17 protein-coding genes are annotated in these 16,899 nt (G+C 69.1%); 8 read left to right on the plus strand and 9 right to left on the minus strand.

Annotated features, from left to right (window positions below; all coding sequences use genetic code 11):
- Window positions 1-20: 20 nt before the first annotated feature.
- The 3 genes from DAT37_RS30435 to DAT37_RS30445 form a co-directional block, all read right to left on the minus strand.
- Window positions 21-701, minus strand: coding sequence for a TetR/AcrR family transcriptional regulator (locus DAT37_RS30435; RefSeq protein WP_232840086.1), 681 nt, complete (start codon window positions 699-701; stop codon window positions 21-23).
- 16 nt (window positions 702-717) lie between these two features.
- A complete protein-coding gene (locus DAT37_RS30440; RefSeq protein WP_232840087.1) occupies window positions 718-1,461 on the minus strand; it encodes a DUF6319 family protein in 744 nt (247 codons plus the stop codon).
- 175 nt (window positions 1,462-1,636) lie between these two features.
- Complete coding sequence (locus DAT37_RS30445) at window positions 1,637-2,281, minus strand: TetR/AcrR family transcriptional regulator (protein WP_109528586.1); 645 nt, start codon at window positions 2,279-2,281, stop codon at window positions 1,637-1,639.
- 211 nt (window positions 2,282-2,492) lie between these two features.
- Here DAT37_RS30445 and DAT37_RS30450 point away from each other — a divergent pair, with 211 nt between their 5' ends.
- The 4 genes from DAT37_RS30450 (at window position 2,493) to DAT37_RS30465 (ending at window position 7,190) form a co-directional block, all read left to right on the plus strand.
- Complete coding sequence (locus tag DAT37_RS30450) at window positions 2,493-3,533, plus strand: NAD(P)-dependent alcohol dehydrogenase (RefSeq protein ID WP_109528304.1); 1,041 nt, start codon at window positions 2,493-2,495, stop codon at window positions 3,531-3,533.
- A 47-nt stretch (window positions 3,534-3,580) separates the two neighbouring features.
- Complete coding sequence (locus DAT37_RS30455; RefSeq protein ID WP_109528305.1) at window positions 3,581-5,263, plus strand: class I adenylate-forming enzyme family protein; 1,683 nt, start codon at window positions 3,581-3,583, stop codon at window positions 5,261-5,263.
- A gap of 142 nt (window positions 5,264-5,405) precedes the next feature.
- On the plus strand, window positions 5,406-6,593 hold the full coding sequence (locus DAT37_RS30460) for a DoxX family membrane protein (RefSeq protein WP_109528306.1): 1,188 nt from the start codon (window positions 5,406-5,408) through the stop codon (window positions 6,591-6,593).
- A 396-nt stretch (window positions 6,594-6,989) separates the two neighbouring features.
- On the plus strand, window positions 6,990-7,190 hold the full coding sequence (locus tag DAT37_RS30465; RefSeq protein ID WP_157978785.1) for a hypothetical protein: 201 nt from the start codon (window positions 6,990-6,992) through the stop codon (window positions 7,188-7,190).
- Here the strand turns inward: DAT37_RS30465 and DAT37_RS30470 are convergent.
- Both DAT37_RS30470 and DAT37_RS30475 read right to left on the minus strand, forming a co-directional pair.
- Window positions 7,187-8,356 (minus strand): alpha-hydroxy-acid oxidizing protein, encoded by a 1,170-nt coding sequence (locus tag DAT37_RS30470; protein ID WP_109528308.1) that lies wholly within the window; start codon window positions 8,354-8,356, stop codon window positions 7,187-7,189. The genes DAT37_RS30465 and DAT37_RS30470 overlap by 4 nt on opposite strands.
- Before the next feature lie 100 nt (window positions 8,357-8,456).
- Entirely contained in the window at window positions 8,457-9,266 is an 810-nt protein-coding gene (locus DAT37_RS30475; protein WP_109528587.1) for a nuclear transport factor 2 family protein, read from the minus strand.
- 107 nt (window positions 9,267-9,373) lie between these two features.
- On the opposite strand from DAT37_RS30475, the gene DAT37_RS30480 reads away from it, so the two are divergent.
- On the plus strand, window positions 9,374-10,174 hold the full coding sequence (locus tag DAT37_RS30480) for a phosphatidylethanolamine N-methyltransferase family domain-containing protein (protein WP_109528309.1): 801 nt from the start codon (window positions 9,374-9,376) through the stop codon (window positions 10,172-10,174).
- Here the strand turns inward: DAT37_RS30480 and DAT37_RS30485 are convergent.
- The gene (locus DAT37_RS30485) at window positions 10,162-10,647 is read right to left on the minus strand and encodes a DUF2231 domain-containing protein (RefSeq protein WP_109528588.1); all 486 of its coding nucleotides are present in this window, start codon (window positions 10,645-10,647) and stop codon (window positions 10,162-10,164) included. The two genes, DAT37_RS30480 and DAT37_RS30485, sit on opposite strands and share 13 nt — an antisense overlap.
- Window positions 10,648-10,805: 158 nt before the next feature.
- Complete coding sequence (locus DAT37_RS30490) at window positions 10,806-12,323, minus strand: long-chain-fatty-acid--CoA ligase (protein ID WP_109528310.1); 1,518 nt, start codon at window positions 12,321-12,323, stop codon at window positions 10,806-10,808.
- Between the two features lie 624 nt (window positions 12,324-12,947).
- Between DAT37_RS30490 and DAT37_RS30500 the strand changes: the two genes are divergently transcribed.
- On the plus strand, window positions 12,948-14,306 hold the full coding sequence (locus tag DAT37_RS30500; protein ID WP_109528312.1) for a lipase family protein: 1,359 nt from the start codon (window positions 12,948-12,950) through the stop codon (window positions 14,304-14,306).
- Here the strand turns inward: DAT37_RS30500 and ppnP are convergent.
- Window positions 14,285-14,596: a pyrimidine/purine nucleoside phosphorylase gene (gene ppnP / locus DAT37_RS30505; RefSeq protein WP_109528313.1), complete on the minus strand. Its 312-nt coding sequence runs from the start codon at window positions 14,594-14,596 to the stop codon at window positions 14,285-14,287. The genes DAT37_RS30500 and ppnP overlap by 22 nt on opposite strands.
- Window positions 14,597-14,654: 58 nt before the next feature.
- Window positions 14,655-15,254: a lipocalin family protein gene (locus tag DAT37_RS30510; protein ID WP_109528314.1), complete on the minus strand. Its 600-nt coding sequence runs from the start codon at window positions 15,252-15,254 to the stop codon at window positions 14,655-14,657.
- Between the two features lie 117 nt (window positions 15,255-15,371).
- Between DAT37_RS30510 and DAT37_RS30515 the strand changes: the two genes are divergently transcribed.
- Both DAT37_RS30515 and DAT37_RS30520 read left to right on the plus strand, forming a co-directional pair.
- Window positions 15,372-15,743 carry a hypothetical protein gene (locus tag DAT37_RS30515; protein WP_109528315.1) on the plus strand — a complete coding sequence of 124 codons (372 nt, stop codon included), beginning with the start codon at window positions 15,372-15,374 and terminating at the stop codon, window positions 15,741-15,743.
- 88 nt (window positions 15,744-15,831) lie between these two features.
- Window positions 15,832-16,755 (plus strand): MerR family transcriptional regulator, encoded by a 924-nt coding sequence (locus tag DAT37_RS30520; RefSeq protein ID WP_109528316.1) that lies wholly within the window; start codon window positions 15,832-15,834, stop codon window positions 16,753-16,755.
- Window positions 16,756-16,899: the final 144 nt, after the last annotated feature.

The raw sequence follows: 16,899 nt of genomic DNA on the forward strand, positions 1-16,899 counted from the left end.
CGGGATCGGGCGCGATCACCTCATTCGGGGCCGGGCAGCCCGAGTACCGCGTGCACGAACTCGATGATCCGCGGCGCGTGCGCGGGCAGCGCCGTGGCGCCCTCCTCGACGATCACCCGCCTGGCGCGCTCGACGATCGCGTCGGGAATCCAGGCGATCAACGCCTCCGACCGTTGCGGTAACCCCGGGTTCTCGCGTCCGGCCTGTTCGTAGAACTCGCGATACATCTCCCCCGAGAGATCGACCGCGTAGTCGCGGATGATCACGGCCGCCCGGTCCACGCACAGCGATTCCACGATCATCACCCGCGCGAAACCGGGCTCGGCGGCCACCACCTCGCAGAAGGTGGTGACCATCGTCGCGATTCTCGCCTGCGCGTTCGCCTCGCCGAGAGCCGCCAGCTCATCCACGACCCGACGGGCCAGCATGGCCTGTGCCACCCGCAGCGCTTCGAGGAAACACTGCTGTTTGGTGTCGAAATGCTCGTAGAACGTGCTGCGCGACACCCGCGCCCGGCCGACGATATCGGCCAGCGTCGTCGCCGCGTAACCCTTGTCCTCGACCGAGGCCACGATCGCCTCGAGCAGCCTGCCCCGCGACGAGCCGAGAACGGCATCGCGCGTCAACCTGTGTCTTTCGGCGAAATCGTTCCAGCGCACCAGGACACGTCCCTCGGCGGGCACCGCCGAATCCTCGACCACTACGCAGAGCCTCCCACTATTCGGACAGCTCCTCGAGCAGTTTGCGTGCCTCCTCGAGTTCGGCCTGCAACTGGGCGACCTTGGCCTGCTGCACACCGCGAGCGGCTTCGAGTATGCCCGCGACCACCTCGGCCACCTCGGGATGCAGCACCTTGGCCGCCTGCGCGACGGCCGCGCTGGTGACCGGCAGGCCGCGGATCGTGCGCTTCTTTCCGTTGACGACGTCGACCGCCCATTCGCCGTCGGGGGTGCCCGTGAGCGTCACGGTGACCTCCGGCGCGGTCCGCTTGCGCGCGGCGGGCGCCTTGGCGGGTTTGGGCGCCGCCGTCCCCGCCGTTCCCGCTGGGCCCGCCGGTTTCGCCGCGGCGGCCTTGGCGGCCGAATCGGCGCCGTCGGCCGCGGCGTTCGCGGTGACGACGCTCGGCGGGGTGGACGGTGTCGCAACGCTCGTCACGGTCGACGGCTGGGTCACGGGTGGATCCTTCCTGGTAGTCGTCTTCGGCGCGGCGACGCTCTTCTGAGCGGGGGGCGCCGGGCGCGGCGGCTTGGTCAGTGTCACTTCGGTCGGAGAGAAGGACAGTACATCCTTGGACCCGGTGGGCCGGACCTGCAGGAAATCGCCGTCGGCCGGGTCGCCGAGCGCGACCACCTTCCCGGACCGACCCTCCGCGACGCCGACAGCGGCGGCGGTGAACCACACCATCGGCGGGCGGCCACCCGCGATCTCGGTAGCTATCTGCTCGATCTCTGTGTCCGACAATGGTTTGGGTCTGCTTCTTGGCGACGGCATGGTGCACTCCGAGCGGTCTTCGTGGATGGCTGCGTGCACAGATGATGCCGCACCGCACCGACAGATTCACACCGCGTCACCGAATCGGGCCGCCCTCGCCCGATTCCGAGATTTCAGCGAATAACCAGCAACGCGCGGCCCGCCGTCACCGCGGCGCCCGCAGCGCGGGGTACCAGATCTCGGCGAGAACCTCCGCGGCCCGCTCCGCCGAGACGTCGATGGTGCGCTGCATCGCCCACCGGGTGAAGAAGCGTTCCAACTGGGCGACAAGCAGTTCCACGCGCAGCACCGCCTCGTCGCGCCGATCCTGCGGCCAGCGCGACAGATACGACGGCATGGCGTTGGGGAGCGCGAGTATGCCCTGTCTGGCGACCTCGCGGAACTCCGGCTCCAGCGCGGTGGCCTCGTCCCACGCCGACAGCAGATCCCGATACTGCTCGAACCACTCGATCGCGCGGGCCACCCAGCCGACGAACTCGGCGCGGGAACCGGTGTCGAGCACGCGATCGAGATCCTCGTAGAACCGCACCGCGGTCGGCTCGGTGCCCGCCGCCTCGGCGACCGCGCGCAGCACCTCCGATTTGGAGGCGAAATGCAGGTAGAACGTCGCGCGGCTGCACCCGACGGCGGCGGCGATATCGTCCACCCGCACCGAGGCGTAACCCCGGTCGCCGAACAACCGCCTCGCGCCGTCGACCAGCGCGGCGCGCGTGCGGCGCTTCTGCTCGTCGCGCAGGCTCCGCGCGCCGACGTGCGCCTCCGGCGGCACGCGGGACGACTCGGACGACATGTCGACGGCCACCTCCTCGAAAACCGTTCGCACGCGCGACTTCCCGTGGTCGAAACCACGAGGTCGCCGTGCCGATCCGCACTCGCTGGACATCATGTCATTCACTGGACACCTAGTCCAGCCAGTGTTAATTTGTTGTCCACGTCACAAGGAGACCCGGATCTGCTCGACAGCGTCCGTGCCCCGCACAGACGCCCGAGGAGACCGAACGATGAGAGCACTGCAACTGACCGGGCCGGAAACCCTCGAACTGCGCGAGGTCCCCGTCCCCGAGATCGGGCCGACCGACCTGCTGCTGAAGGTCGCGGCGGCAGGTATCTGCCACTCCGACCTGCATGTGCTGCACATACCGTTCAAGATGCGCGACGATCCGCTCACCCTGGGGCACGAGATCTCCGGCACCATCGAGGCGATGGGATCGGAGGTCGCCGGTCGCGTCACCGGCGAACGCGGCGTCGTCTACCTCTGCTGGTCCTGCGGGGTGTGCCGGGAATGCGTGAGCGGCAACGAGAACGTCTGTCTCGCGGCGGGCCGTACCGCCATGCCGCCCTGTCCCGGCCTCGGTCCCGACGGCGGCATGGCGGAGTACGTGCGCATCCCGGCGAGTTCGTTCGTGCCCATCGGTGACCTCGATTTCCTCGAGGCGGCACCGCTCGCCGACGCCGCGCTGTCGAGCTACCACGCCATCGAGGGCGCCCGGTCGCGGTTGCGACCGGGCTCGACCTCGGTGGTCATCGGGGTCGGCGGACTCGGTCACGTGGCGGTGCAGATCCTCGCCGCCACCACCGCGACGCGGATCATCGCGGTGGATGTCAGCGAGGAGAAGTTGGCGCTCGCCGCGCGCTGCGGCGCGGACACCGGACTGATCGGCGACGCCGACACCGCGCGCGCCATCCTCGACCGCACCGACGGTCGCGGCGCGGACGCCGTCTTCGATTTCGTCGGCATCGACACCACGGCCCGCCTGGCGGTCGAATCGGTGGCTCCCAACGGGGCCTACCGGATGATCGGACTCGGCGGCGGCGCACCGGAGATCACCGCGGCGCCCTCGGGCGGCCCGGGCTGGCCGTGGGGCGCCTCGGTGCGAAAGTCCTACGGCGGCACCAGATCCGATCTGATCAACTCGGTGGAGTTGGCCGCATCGGGTAAATTGCGCGTCGAAGTGGAACGCTTCGATCTCGCCGACGGGCGCGAGGCATTGGATCGCCTCGACCGCGGCCTGATCCAGGGCCGCGCGGTACTGGTGCCCTGAACGACAACCGTTCCATCCCGTCGGATCCGGCACCGAGGACACCACAGATGACGCAATCGGTCGACCCGCGCGCACGCGCCGCGGAAGTGGCGGGGCGGCTGACCGGGCCGGGCGGCCCGTTCGAGATGGTCGTCGAAGACGTGCTCGGCACGCCGATTCAGGTCATCCGCCATCGCGCCCGCGCGCTGAGCGAGATCCTCGCGAACTCGGTCGCGCTCGGCGAATGCGAGTACCTGGTCACCGCGGACCGACGGATCACCTACGCCGAGCACGCCGCGGCGGTCGGCGCGCTGGCGCGCGCGCTGCGGGATCGCCACGGCATCGGCAAGGGCGATCGGGTCGGCATTCTGGCGGCGAACACGCCGGAGTGGGTGATGACGTTCTGGGCGGCGCAATGCCTGGGAGCGATCGCCGTCGGCTACAACGCCTGGTGGGCGCCGAGGGAAATCGCCTTCGGCATCGCACACACCACCCCGTCGGTGCTGATCGCCGACGCCGAGCGGGCGGCGCGACTGGCCGAACTCGACCTCGACGTCCCGGTGCTGACGATGGAATCCGACCTGCCCGCCCTGATCGCGGAATTCGGCGGCGGTGAACTCCCTCGCACACCCGTCGACGAGGACGATCCGGCGATCATCCTCTACACCAGCGGGACCAGCGGCCGGCCGAAGGGCGCCGTGCACTCACAGCGAAACCTGCTGGCCGTCATCGACTATCACCGATTCAACGACGCGCTCGCCGCCTCCTTCCGCGGCGAGGACGACGACGGCGCGCCCAAGGGCAGGCGATTCCTGTTGACCTCCCCGCTGTTCCACATCGCGAGCCTGCACAACCTGGTGATTCCGCGCATGGTCACCGGCGACACCGCGATCATCCACCAGGGTGGTTTCGACGCCGACCGCGTCCTCTCGCTCATCGAGCGCGAGCGCGTCACCAACTGGGGCGCGATGCCGACGATGGCCTCGCGCCTGCTCGCGGCCGACCTGTCGCGCTACGACCTGTCCTGCCTCGCCGCGTTCTCTCTCAATTCCGCGCCGTCCTCCCACGCGCTGCAAGAGCGACTGCGACAGCGCCTTCCGGTCACCCGCACGGTGCTGGCGACCAGCTACGGCATGACCGAATGCGGTACCGCGGCCACTCTGGCCGCACCGGCCGAACTCGCCGCGTTCCCCGACACCGTCGGCAGGCCGGTGATCGGGGTCGCGCTGGAGATCCGCGACGAGGCGGGCGAACCGGTCGGCGACGGGGTGGAAGGCGAGATCTGGGTACGCAGCCCCTACGTCATGCTCGGCTACTGGCAGGACGAGGCCGCCACCGCGGCCGCCATCACCCCGGACCGCTGGCTGCGCACCGGTGACATCGGTGTCATGGAACAGGGCAGATTGCGACTGTCGGGCAGGCGTTCGGATCTCATCCTGCGCGGCGGCGAGAACGTCTACCCCACCGAGGTCGAGCAGTGCCTCGAAGAACATCCCGTCGTCCGCGAATGCGCCGTGGTCGGTATGCCCGACGCCGATCTCGGTCAGCGGGTGGCCGCGCTCGTCGTCGTCGACGACGCGGCGGCGGTCAGCGCCGAGGATCTCACCGAATTCGCCCGCGCGCGGCTGGCGTATTACAAGGTTCCCGTCCGGTGGCGGATCACCACCACCGCGTTGACCCGCAATGCCACCGGCAAGGTGGTGCGCACCGGGGTCGCCGACGCGCTGGCCACCGACGCGCCGACCGGATAGGCCGCCGCGCCGACTGACCGTCATCCGACTCGACCGATACGATTGCCCAGGTCATCGCTTCGGCGGTGCTCAGCTGATCTTGGTGTTTGACCATGAGGTTCCCGGGAATCCGACCCATAACCACCGAGAAAGGGTTGTCACCATGTTGCTGCGCCGGCTTGCCCGACCACTGCTCGCGACCGCGTTCATCGCCGACGGTGTCGATACGCTGATTCATCCACAGCCTCGCGCCAAGGCGGCCGCCGCGCTGGTCCAGCAGGGTGAACGATCCCTGCCGAACAATGTCGCCGCCAAACTGCCCGCCGATCCCGGCACCATCGTCCGGGTCAACGCGATCGCACAGGTCTCGGCCGGAACGCTGCTGGCGCTCGGCCGCGCACCGCGTCTCGCCTCGTTGGTGCTGGCCGCCACCGTCATCCCCGCGACGGTCACCGAACAGGATTTCTGGGCCGAATCGGATCCGGACCGCAAGATCGCCAAGCGCAACGCCTTCCTCAAGGACATCAGCCTGCTCGGCGGCCTGATGATCGCCAGTGCCGACACGGCGGGCAAGCCGTCGCTGGGCTGGCGCGGTCGGCGCGCGGCGCAGGGCGCTGCGGCCGCCGTCTCGGCCGCCCTGCCGATCGGGTCCTCGGATTCCTCGACCGCGTCCGCATTGCGCGGACAGGCCCACGACGCGGCGCTGCGTGCCCGTGAACTGGGCGGGGTAGCCGCGAGCAAGGGCGCCGAACTGGCCGGATCAGCGCAGACGCACGGCGCGGAATTGGTCGATCTGGCCAGGGAAAAGGCGCCCGAGGTGGCGACCAAGGTGCGCAAATCCCGTTTCACCAAGGCCGCCAAGGAGCACGGCGCCGAGATCGCGGAAGTCGCCAGAATTCGAGGCGCGGAACTGGCCGAGGCGGCGCGCGAGCGCGGGTCGGACGCCGCCGAGATCGCTCGTCATCGCGGTGCCGACGTCGCCGAGGTCGCCCGCGAGCGCGGTGCCGAACTGGCGGGTGTGGCTCGTGAACGCGGCGGCGACTTCGCCGAGGTGGCCCGTGAACGTGGCACCGACTTCGCCGAGGTCGCTCGCGGACGTGGCGCCGAACTGGCCGGTGCCGCACGGGTCCGCGCGGCCGAACTGGCCGAGGCCGCGCGCGAACGTGGCGCGGAGCTGGCAGAGGTCGCGCGCGAACGTGGCGCGGAACTCGCGGAGACGGCGCGCGAGCGCGGCACCGACTTCACAGAGACCGCCAAGCATCGCGCGCCGGAGATCGCGGCGACCGCGCGTGAGCGCCGGGCCCTGCTGGCCGAGGCGGCGCGCGAGCGCGGCGAGGCGTGGCGACGCTGATCGTCTCCGCCGCGCGCGGCGAACACTGACGGACCGGGTCGACGGGTATGTGGCGGAAGTGGATTCCGACACATACCGGTCGGCCCGTTCGCTTTCGGACGGACGCGCCCCCGCCGGTTTCCGGACCAGCGGCCTCCCCGCTACCCCTGCGGATTTCCATAGCGGCTCGACACCACAGGACGGCGAATACGGGGTCTTGCGACAATTCGACGCTGTCTTCCGGTACAACAGACACGTAGCGCCGGAGTCCGACCCGTGATCGAATCGCCGCGCGACCCGCTCAGGCGGGCCGTGTGAGATATTCAGCGACATCGCAGCGAAGGAACCTGTGTGCGACGGTGGACCCGCGAAGGTCTGCCTCTTGCCTGTATGTCCAGGGCCCCGAGTTGTCAGATTGTGAGTACCGCAGTGGATCTCGATCTCGTCCGATACCGCGCCACCGACGATGTGCTGGCGTGCCAGATCTCCGGTAAACAGTTGCGCCGATTGGTGCGGACCACCGTCGGGCTGTCGGACGAGTCGATCGAATTGCTCACCCAGCTCAGCGAACGGCTGCGGACGGCCGAGGGCGCACTGCCGGACCCCGCCATGATCTAGTGTGCCGCACGGCCTTTCGTCGTCGGGCGGATGTTCTCGCGGATCGCCGCGATATCCCGGTAGCCGTTGACCGCCATCAGCAGGTCGGCCTCGGCCAGGATCATGCGCAGCAGGTGCACCAGGCCGGGCACGCCGCCGAGTGCCAGCCCGTAGACATAGGGGCGGCCGATGCCGACCATGGTCGCGCCGAGGCCGATGGCCTTGATCACATCCGAACCCGAGCGCACCCCCGAGTCGAACAGCACCGGCACCCGGTCGTCGACCGCGGCGACGATATCCGGCAGCGTCTCCAGGGCGCTGAGTCCGCCGTTGGCCTGGCGTCCGCCGTGATTGGAGCAGTAGATGCCGTCGACGCCGTGGTCGAGCGCGCGGCGCGCGTCCTCCGGATGGGAGATCCCCTTGAGCATGATCGGCAGATCGGTCAGCGAACGAAGCCATTCCAGGTCGTCCCAGGTCAGGGCGTTGCCGAAAGTGCCGATCCAGTGCAGCACGATCATCTTGGGGTCGTCGGTACCCGCCATCCGCTGGAAGACCGGATCGCTGGTGTAGTTCTTCAGCACATGTCCGCGCAGCTGCGGGAAGTTGCCGGTCGACAGGTCGCGCGGACGCCATCCGGGAATCCAGGTGTCGAGCGTGACCGCGATACCCCGATAACCCGCGCGTTCGGCCCGGCTCACCAGACTCGCGGCGAGATCACGATTCTTGGGCGTGTACAGCTGGAAGAAGCCCGGCGTGCTCCCGGCGTGCGGGATGACGTCCTCGAGCGGATCTTCCATCAGCGTGGAGAAGATCGCGGGGACGCCGGTGGCCGCCGAGGCCTGCGCGACCGCGATATCACCGTGTTTGTCGCCGGTGACCACTCCGATGACGCCGACCGGTGCCATGAACACCGGACTCGCGAAGTTCTGACCCCACGCGGTCACCGACAGATCGCGCTCGGTCGCGCCGACGAGCATGCGCGGTATCAGACCCCAGTCCTCGAATGCCTCGGCATTGCGCCGCTGGGTCAGTTCGTCGCCCGCGCCGCCCGCGATATAGGAATGCAGCGAGGTGGGCAGCGCCGCCGCGGCCTTGGCCTCCAGCGTGGCGTAGTCCATCGGGAACTCGGGCAGGTTGCCGCCGAGCGCGGCGAAGTAGATCTCGTTCTGGTAGTCGGCGAACGCCATCGTCCGGCCCTTTCGTCGGCGGCAGGTCACGGGGGCGCCCGGACGCTCCCTCCGGATCCTAGACAGCGCGGCGAGGCGGCGGACCCGGAACCCGATGCCGCTACGCGTCGGTGTCGAGGAACAGGACGATCCGCCGGACAGCGACGTCGCGCCGATCGAAGTCGATGATGGCCACGCCGCGTGCGTCGCCGAGGTCGACCGAGACGGTGACCGCGCGTCCGGCGGCGATCACCTTGTCCCAGCGCATATTTCGCGTGCGGTCGACGAAATCGGCCACCGACACCGAAGTGCCCGGTCGCAGTTCCAGTTCGGCGTGTCCTCCGAGCAGCTCACCCACCCCGGCGACGTCGCCGACAGCGGCGGCGGTGAACAGCGCGTCGACACGTCGCTTACCGGCGCGTCCGACGCTCGACAGCGCCCGCATCATGCCGATGGCGCCGCCGACGCCCTGGTTGCGGACCAACTGCGGCCCCAGTCGCACGGCCGCACCGATACCGCGCGGTCCGGTGCGCAGCAGTTGCCCGATCATCGGGGCCAGTTCCCAGTGCGCCGCCAGCCGTGCGATCTTCCACGCCGCGCCGACCTCGGCCAAGTCGTAGCGCAGGTGCATCGGCACGGTGACCGTCGCCCCGGTGGACATGGTGATGGAGATCGACAGATCGCGCACCACGGTCGGACCGGCGACGAGGTCACGCCGCACGTCGAAGGCGATGGTGTTGGGCCCGATGAAGGTGTCGTAGAAGCGCCCGATCGCGACCTTGCCGACGTGCGGACGGGAGCCGACCGGATCGTTGACCGCGGCGTCCTCGCCGAACAGATCGACCCACGCCGCCTTGTCGTGCGCCGCGACGGCGCGCGGCGACGCGAGTACGGCGGCGAGCAGAGCGTCCGCGGTCGAATCCAGCGGCATGACGGGTTCCTCCATGGTCACGGTCGAACGACGGTACGCCTATGTTAGAACATGTTCTAATTTTGGCGCAGGCCGTCGGCCGCGCACCCGCTCGACAAAGGACCTCGATGGATTGGTACACCGGCGATTCCGCCTATGACACCGTACTCGCTGTCGCCTTCGCGTTCGCCGCGTTCGTGCTGGTAGGAGGCCTGTTCACGCAGAGTCCCTACGGGCGGTTCGCGACGGCGAAACTCGGATTCAACCTCCCGCCGAAACTCGGCTGGTGGCTGATGGAGATCCCGGCGACGGTGGTGTTCGCGGTGTTCTACCTCGGTGGCCCGCAGCGATTCGAGCCCGTTCCACTGGCACTCGCGGCGATCTGGCTGCTGCACTACGGAAACCGCGGCTGGTTCTTCCCGCTGTCGATCCGGCAGGTGCCGGGCAAACGCGGCAGCTTCAATATCTCGGTCCTGGCGATGGGCATGTTCGTGACCGCGATGCACGGCTACCTGAACGGGGCGTTCTTCGGTCACGACTACCGCGATCAGTACGACACCGACTGGTTCACCGATCCGCGCTTCCTTGTCGGCGTGGTGATCTACCTGTGCGGGTTCACCCTGCTCGTTCGCTCGGAGTCCATCGTGCGCAACCTGCGCGACAAGACCGATCCGGGTTCCGCGCGATCGACGGAATACCGGATTCCGTACGGCTTCGGGTTCCGGTACGTCACCAGCCCCGCCTATCTCGGCGAACTGATCGCGTGGGCGGGTTTCGCACTGCTCAGCTGGTCACTGGCCGGAGTGGTGATCTTCCTGATCACCGCGGGCAATCTGGTGCCGCGCGCGTTCGCGACCCACCGGTGGTACCGCGAACGGTTCACCGATTACCCGACCGAGCGAAAAGCCTTGATTCCCTATGTGATCTGAACAAGCGCGGCGGTTCCCGACGGTGCGCCCCACACGGCGCGCGCACCGGACTCGCCCACCCGGAAGACCTGAACGGTGGCCGCGACCCCGGCCACGATCACGAGTACGGCCAGTGCCGCGACGAGGACCCGCGCGAGTGGCTTGCCACGCCGTTCGCGCAGGTGGACGACGAGCAGTGCCACCGTCAGCACCACGAGCGGAACGACGAACCAGGTCATCGTCGAGCCGAGATCGGCGTGGGTCCGCAATGTCTCGGAGGGGCCGAAGTTCCGGGCGAACGTCTCGCCCGCGTCCACGGTGATCGGGGTCAGCACCATCGTGACCGCGGCGAGCACGGTGGTCAGCCAGATCAGCGCCCGCCGCGCCGACGGCCACACGGCGGCGAGCACCGCCAGCGACGCGGTCAGCGGAACGAGTACCACCACGGCGTGGACCAGCAGGACGTGGGCGGGTAGACCGTTGATGGTCTGCACGGGAGCCTCCTCGGCATCGACCGCGTCGGCGGTCCACCGACAGTGTCGTCCCCGATCATATTTTCCGCGCGGCGACCACGCGGCCGAAGTCATCGACCGGCGTGCGAGGGAGGTAGGTGGGTGGGGCACCCTCGCACGCCGGTCGGGCGCAATAAAGATCAGGAATCGCTGTGCGCGACCGCGTATCGCAGTCGCAACTCTCGCTTGAGCACCTTGTGACTCGGACCGAGCGGCAGTTCGTTCAGGAATTCCACCCGGCGCGGGTACTTGTGCTTGGCCAGGTGTTCGCGGCCGTATTCGATGATGCCCGCGGCGGTGTCGGCGTCGGGGAGTGTGGATTCCGTCGGCACGACCACCGCGCAGATCTCCTCGCCGTAGGTCGGGTCGGGAACCCCGATCACCGCCACCTGCGCGATGCCGGGATGACGCAACAGCGCGGCTTCGACCTCGGTCGGATACACGTTGAAACCGCCGCGGATGATCAGATCCTTGGTGCGGTCGACGATCCGGACGAAACCGTCCTCGTCCTTGACGCCGAGATCACCGGTGCGGAACCAACCGTCGACGACGGCTTCCTCGGTCGCCGCCGAATTGCCGATGTACCCGTTGAACACGTTGTGTCCACGAACCACGACCTCGCCCAGTTCCCCGGTCGGCAGCAGCGAGATCGCGCGGCCCAGGTCCGGATCGGCGATCTCCACGTCGACACCCCACACCGGATGGCCGACGGTGCCCGCGCGCGAACCGAAATCGGGTTGGTTGACCGCGGCCGACGGCGAGGTCTCCGACAGGCCGTACCCCTCGAGGATCTGCGCGCCGAAGGTCGCCTCGAAGGCTTCGAGTACCGCGCCGGGCAAGGCCGCGCCACCGGAGACGCACAGGCGCAGGGCGGGTAGCCGCTCGGCCCGCGCCGCGGCCTCGATCAGGCCGATGTACATGGTCGGCACCCCGTGGAAGGTGTCGACATTCTCGGCGACCATCAACCGAATCGCTTCGGCCGCGTCGAATCTGGGCTGCAATACCAGCGCCGCGCCCGCGCGCCAGGTCGAATTCATCGACACCGTCTGGCCGAAGACGTGGAACAGCGGCAACGCGCCGAGGGTCACGTGTTCGGGACGGACGTCGTTCGCGTCGAAGGCGTTGACCGTCGCGTTCATGACCAGATTCAGGTGGCTCAACTCGGCCCCCTTCGGCGTTCCCGTGGTGCCACTGGTGTAGAAGATCACCGCGGGATCCTCCGGCGCCCGCGACACGAACGCCGGAATCGGTTCTCCCGATAGCGAATCCGGCGCGACGCACGGAATTTCGGCGATCGAGGCCGCCGCCTCGCCGACCGGGGCGAACAGCGGGTGGCACACCATCAGGGTGACTCCGCTGTCACGCAGGACGTGCGCGGCCTCGCGCGCGGTCAGCAGCAGGTGCACCGGCACCACCACCGCGCCCGCCGCGAGGATCGCGTAGTAGGCGCGCGGGAATTCGGCCGTGTTGGGGCACATGAGCGCGACCCGATCGCCGGGGCGGATTCCGAGCGCGATCAGCGCCGCGGCCTGACCGCGCGCCTGTTCCCACAGTTCGCCGAAGGTGATCCGGTGCTCGCCCTCGATCAGCGCGATCCGATCCGGCCGACGCTTGGCCTGCTCGGCGAGGACGCTGGCGAGCGACAGTGTCGCATTCATGGGAAGTACTCCTGTTCTATCGATGACCGCGCTGTCACGAGCGACACGTGCCGTCGCCCGGCCGCGATCTCCGGTCGGCTCGATCGGGTCCGCGGACGCGGTGCGCCCGCCGACGGGCTACCGGGTTCGTCGGAGGGGTCCGGCGCACCGGACGCCGCGGGGGTTCGCCACCGCACGCGACGGCGACACGGGGGACGTCATCGACGAGCTGGCCGAATGGTGCCGGTCACCGGATCCGTGACGTCGCGGATCGCGCGAACGACCGGCCGCTTCCCTTCCGGAGCGTGCGATATGCGCCGTCCGCGACTCGCAGCCCATGGGAACCTCCGAAACTAGCAGTGCAAGTTTCGACCAGGCTATGCCTGATACACAGGGCAACGCAAGTATCAAATTTGGCCGGATCGTCCGACCGGACCATCACGCTCCGACACGGCGGTCGGTCACTGCATCCACGGGAGAAATTCTCGGACAGCCCTTGTGCTCGCCGACAATTAATTCCGGGGTCCGGAATTGTTAGATTCGACGGACCGGTTCGACATTTTCCGAATCCGACGACCGGCTTCCCGCGCCCGCCACGGCGTGACGCGCCCGCGGCGCGATTCGAGAGGATGGACGGCAGTGAGCATGCCCGCCGAATCGGCGCCGGTCGCACCGAACGCGAGGCCGGTTGCGGGTTCCGCCGCCGCGCGACTTCCCGAGGACGACGAATTCTACTGTCCACCCGATGATTTCGCACTACTACCGGCCGGAACGATCCTGCGTGCCCGCAGCGTCGAACTCGCGCTGTTCGGCCGGATTCCACAGCGGGTGACGGCATGGCAGTTGCTCTACCGCACCAACGGCATCGACGGAGGCGCGGAGGCGGCGGTGACCACCGTCGCCCTGCCCCTCGACGTCGAGCCGGACGCCGACCGGCGACTCCTCGCGTTCCAATGCGCCATCGACGGTGTGAGCTCGCGCTGTTTCCCCTCCTACGCGCTGCGCAGGGGCGCTCGCGCGCTCGGCGCGATACCGCAGCTGGAACTGCCGGTGATCGCCGAGGCGCTCGCCCGCGGCTGGGCGGTGACCGTGCCCGATCACGGCGGCATGGGCGGCCATTTCGGAGTGGCGCGCGAACCCGGGTATCGTGCGCTCGACGCGATAAGGGCCGCAATGGATTTCGCGCCGCTCGGGCTACACCCTGGGACCTCGGTGGCGCTCTGGGGGTATTCGGGAGGCGGGCTCGCGACGGCGTGGGCGGCCGAGGTCGCCGGCGAGTACGCACCGGAACTCGATATCGTCGGCGCGGTGGCCGGATCGCCGGTCGGCGACCCCGCGGCGGCGTTCATCCGGCTGAACGGATCGCTGATGGCGGGGTTCTCGACGGTCTGCGTCGCGGCGTTGCGGCGGGCCTATCCGGCACTGGACCGGGCGTTGCGCGAATTCGGGACCGCGCAATTCCACACACTGCTCGCCGACGCGGAATCACGCACCACGCTGGCGCTGCTCGCCCGTTTCGCGGGCAAGAACATGGACGACTACAGCACCACCGGATTCACCGACATCCTGGCTCGACCGGCGGTGCGGCGCGTGCTCGACGACATCCGGCCGGGACAGCGCGCGCCCGCGATGCCCCTGCTCGTCATCCAGGGCGTGCACGACGAACTGATCGCCGTCGCCGATATCGACGGGCACGTGCGGCGCTATCGCGAAGCGGGCGCCCACGTGCGCTACCTGCGCGACCGTCTCAGCCTGCACCTGGCGCTGCTCTATCTGGGCGTTCCGGCCACGATGAACTGGGTGGCGGACCGATTCGACGGTCTCGATCTGCCACCCGCCCACACCGAGACGGTCTGGTCGATCGCCTGGACCACGCGCGAAGCCGTCGGCCATCTGCGCTTCGCGGCACTGGTCGCCCGCGTACTGACCGGACGTCCGATCACCGCGCGACGCGGCCGGGCCGGGATCGCGAGAACCCGGTCTCAGCCGAAATGGCAGACGTAGTGCAGGGTTTCGACGACCTCGATATCGAACGAACTGTCGCCGGGCACGCTGAACGACTCGCCGCCGCGGAAGGTGACGGCCTCGGCCGCGCCGGGGAGGGTGACCTTGCATTCACCCTCGATCAATTCCATGATCTCCGGCGCGCCGGTGCTGAAGGTGAGCGCCGAGGGCAGGATGACGCCGACCGACTTGGCCGTGCCGTCGGCCAGCACGATGTTGTGGCTGACGCATTTGCCGTCGAAGTAGACGTTGGCCTTCTTCGTCACGCTGACGTTCTCGAACTGCGACATGATCTCTTTCCCGAGCCGATGTGGAGCCGTCAGCTTACTGGGCTCGCCACCGCCGTCCTCACACCGTGCACAGCGGTGCGATCTGCGACAGACCGCCGGTCGTGGGCGAAGTCAGGTACACGCACCGGCTCTGCCCGACCACGTCGATCGCCGTCCCGATCTGCTGCCACTGCGCGGCGTCGAGCGCGGGCGTGCGCGACAGGACGAATCCGGACACCCTGGTCGGGTCGGTGACCAGCGCCCAGGAGTAGTCCGCGCCGAGGGCGGTGACGATGTAGTTGGTCGGCCCTTCCAGGCTTTCCTGAGTGGGCACGCCGGGGAAACTGACATGCAGTTGGGCGCCGGTCGCCCGGTCGTTCACGGTCGCGGTGCCGGTGATCTCGTTGAGGCCGTTGGACCAGGTGGTGCAGCGGTTGCGGACCGAGACATTGCCCTGTGGGTCGAGGGCGTAGGTGGCGGTGGTGTCGCGCGCGCAGACCAGATTGAAGAACTGCGGCACCGCGGCGAGCTGGTACCAGGTGCCGAGGTATCGGTCGAGTTCGAGCGACGGCACCGGGGCGGGTGCGGCGACCGGTCGCGGCGCGGCGGACGCGATGCCCGCGCTCAGCGGGGCGACGATGAGTGCGGCGGCGAGAACGGCCGCGCAACGGTGGACCATTCGATGGGGAAACACGGGGACTCCTCGGATCGACGACCCTTTCACCTTAACCCAGAACGATGCATAATTGATGCGTCGGCGCGGTTCGTGACCGGCACGGATCACGCAGGAGGTCGAATGCGGTACGACTGGCTCCCCCGCGCGGCCGGCATCGCGACCGCCGCCTACGGCATCGCGGTCGCCGCGCGCCCCGCGATCCTGCTCGGGCCGTGCGGCTGGTCCGGCGAGCCCCCGGCCGTGCGCGCGCTGACCAGGATGGTCGGTGTGCGCGACACCGCCTCCGGACTCGCCATGATCGCGGCGCCCGATGCCCGATCCATGCGCCTCGCCATCGCCGTCAGGGTGTGCTCGGACCTCGGCGACACGGCCGTACTCGGGCTCGCGCTGCGCGGCAGACCACAGCGCGCCAAGGCCGTCGCTGTCACGGCGGGCTGGGGTCTGCTGTGCGCCGCCACCGCGATGGCGACGACGCGAACATCGAGCCCATGAGGCCGCAGCCGGGTTTCGCGCAGCGCCACGGACACCGGGGCGCCGGGCCGTGACGACACGCCGAGACCGGAAGGGGCAGAATGAGGCGATGCCCGCCGGTTCAGCTCCAGTCTCCGACGCGGCCGGATACACGGTGCGCGCGGTCGCCGAGCGTCTCGGCATTCCGACCGCGACGCTGCGAAGCTGGAATCGCCGGTACGACATCGGGCCCCCGCAGGATCGCCCGGGCAAGCACCGCCTGTACTCGGAGCGGGATATCGCACTGCTCGGCCAGATGGTCGCGCTCATCCGCGACGGCGCGACACCCGCGGGCGCGGCCGCCTCGGTACGCGGACCGCTCCCGGTACGCGGCGACCGGATCACCCTGCTCGACGCCGCCTTCGCACTCGACGCCACGGCCGTGTCCGGCCTGCTAGCCGTTCACGTGCGCGACTACGGGGTGATCGCGACCTGGGACGAGCTGTGCCGTCCCGCCTTCGCCGACATCATCACCCGCCAAGACGACGGTGAGGGCTGCATCGACGTCGAGCACCTGCTGTCCTGGTGCATCACCTCGATCATGCACCGCACCAATCCCCCACCGGAGAAGAAGGCCGCGCCGAGTACGGCGGTGTCGGATAGGGCGGTGTCGCATACGGCGGTGTCGGATCCGGCGGTGTCGGATACGGCGGCGGCACCATCGGTCCTGTTGGCCTGCACCAGCGGTGAAACACACGCGCTGCCCCTCGAGGTGCTACGGGCCGCACTCGCCGAACGCGGCGTCGGCGCCAGGATGCTCGGCGCGGATGTGCCGACGACCGCACTGACCGACGCGATCGCCCGGCACGACGATCCGGCGTCGGTGGTGCTGTGGTCGCAACAGGAATCGACGGCGCTGACCTCGGCGGTCCGCGCCTGCGCGAACGCGGGTGCGCGGATATTCGTCGGCGGTCCCGGTTGGGAAGAGGTCATCCTGCCTGAAACGGTGCACCGGGTGCGCAGCCTGACCGACGCCGTGGACCTGCTGGCCTGAACCAGCCTCGTGTCCCGAGCGAAAGAGCAGTCGACACTCTCGCACTCGGCCGCCCGGCGTGCGCATTCCGTCCGGCACACTCGGCCGCCCGGCTTACGCGTCCCGCCAGGCATGCATGGTCCCGTCCGGGGCACTCGGCCGCCC

Source organism: Nocardia aurea (assembly GCF_003123685.1).
Lineage (GTDB): Bacteria > Actinomycetota > Actinomycetes > Mycobacteriales > Mycobacteriaceae > Nocardia > Nocardia aurea.